Annotated in this window: 2 protein-coding genes; one reads left to right on the top strand and one right to left on the bottom strand. The window is 67.7% G+C overall.

Annotated features, from left to right (window positions below; genetic code table 11):
• Positions 1 to 202: 202 nt before the first annotated feature.
• Positions 203 to 529, bottom strand: coding sequence for a hypothetical protein (locus ACZ38L_RS39290; protein ID WP_465702921.1), 327 nt, complete (start codon positions 527 to 529; stop codon positions 203 to 205).
• A 117-nt stretch (positions 530 to 646) separates the two neighbouring features.
• On the opposite strand from ACZ38L_RS39290, the gene ACZ38L_RS39285 reads away from it, so the two are divergent.
• A complete protein-coding gene (locus tag ACZ38L_RS39285) occupies positions 647 to 1783 on the top strand; it encodes an IS630 family transposase (RefSeq protein ID WP_465702919.1) in 1137 nt (378 codons plus the stop codon).
• The last annotated feature ends 129 nt before the right edge of the window (positions 1784 to 1912 follow it).

Here is a 1912-nt window from a genome sequence, read left to right as displayed (position 1 = left end):
CCGAAACCCACCCGCCCCGGCCCAGGCCGCCCGAAAGGCTCGAAGAACCGCCCGAAATCCAAGCGACCGCCCTACCGCAAGAGCGAACCGACCACTAGCAAACACGCAGAGTGACGACAGAAGCTAAAATTGCAAGCTAAGTGGTCTGCGTCGTAAGTCCTTCGGGGGTTGACTCCGGAGCAGGTCGTGGGCGTGTGCGCTGTCAGCTGTCGGGGGCGGCGAGGTGGAGTCGGCAGGCGCAGTCGAGGGCGTCTTCTGGGGTGCCGCTGCTGTTGCCGGTGGGCAGGAGGGCCTCCTGGTAGCGGTCGCTGCCGGCGTTGTACAGGGCGAAGCCCCAGCGGTTCGCGGTGCCGTGGTAGCGCAGGCGCATCAGCTTGAGGGTCTCGCCGTCGGGCAGTTCGCCTTCCACATAGGCGAACTGGCCCCGGTGGCGGGTGCGCAGGCCGGCCAGCTGCGGCCAGGCGGCTTTGGTGTGCATGTTCAGGTACAGCTCGAGTTGGAGCCGGGTGTGTTCCGAGGGCGTGCGCACAGCGGACATCCTGCCGGACAGGCTGGTGTCGGGGTGCGGCAGGATGCGGCCTGTCGTGATCCACTTCTCGCGATCGGCCTTCCTGCCTTGCCCGTTGCCTCCGCTTGCCCGATCACTTTGACTGCCTCGGAACGCGAGCGGCTGAAGAAGATGGCCTACGGCCACAAGACCGAACACCGGCTCCGTCAGCGCGCTCAGGTCGTCCTGCACGCGGCCCGGGGCCGCTCGAACGCTCGCATCGCCCGGGAGACCGGGCTGCACCTGGACACCGTCCGCACCTGGCGGGGCCGGTTCGCCGGGAACCGACTGCCCGCCCTGTCCGACCGCAAGCGGTCCGGGCGCCCGCCCCGCTTCACCGCCCTGCAGGCCGCGCAGGTCAAGGCCCTGGCCTGTCAGCTGCCCGCCGAGAGCGGCGCGCCGCTGTCGCGCTGGTCCTGCCCGGAACTGGCCCGCGAGGTCATCGACCGCGCCATCGCCGACACGATTTCCGCCTCCACCGTGCGGCGGTGGCTGAAGGAGGACGCGATCAAGCCCTGGCAGCACCAGTCCTGGATCTTCATCACCGATCCCGCCTTCCGTCCGAAGGCCGGGCGCGTGCTGGACCTGTACGCCCGCGTCTGGGAAGGCACACCGCTCGGCGCGGACGAGTACGTGATCAGCGCCGACGAGAAGACCTCCGTCCAGGCCCGCTGCCGCTGCCACCCCACCCTCGCACCGGGGCAGGCAAGGACGATGCGCGTCAATCACACCTACGGCCGCGGCGGTGCGCTGGCCTACCTGGCCGCCTACGACGTCCACCGCGCGACGGTCTTCGGCCGCTGTGAGAAAACCACCGGCATCGACCCGTTCATGAACCTGGTCACCCAGGTCATGAGCCAGGAGCCCTACGCCAGCGCGAAGCGGGTGTTCTGGGTCGTCGACAACGGCTCCTCCCACTGCGGCAAGAAGGCCGCCGACCGGCTGACCGCCGCGTTCCCCAACGCCGTACTGGTGCACACCCCCGTGCACGCCTCCTGGTTGAACCAGGTGGAGATCTACTTCTCCGTCGTCCAGCGCAAGGTCGTCCAGCCCAACGACTTCACCGACCTTACCCAGGTCGGGGACCGGCTTCGAGCCTTCGAAGACCGCTACAACGCCACGGCACAGCCGTTCCAGTGGAAGTTCACCACCTCCGACCTGGACGATCTGCTGGCCAGGCTCGACCGGCACACCGCCGATCACCCAGAAGAATCCTCGTTCCGCCTCGCCGCGTGATCAACCCCCGAAGGACTTACGACGCAGACCACTAAGCTTGCAATTTTAGCTTCTGTCGTCACTCTGCGTGTTTGCTGGTGGTCGGTTCGCTCTTGCGGTAGGGCGGTCGCTTGGATTTCGGGCGGTTCT

The organism is Kitasatospora sp. NPDC024654, assembly GCF_055559155.1.
This window is presented reverse-complemented; position numbering and strand designations above follow the sequence as displayed.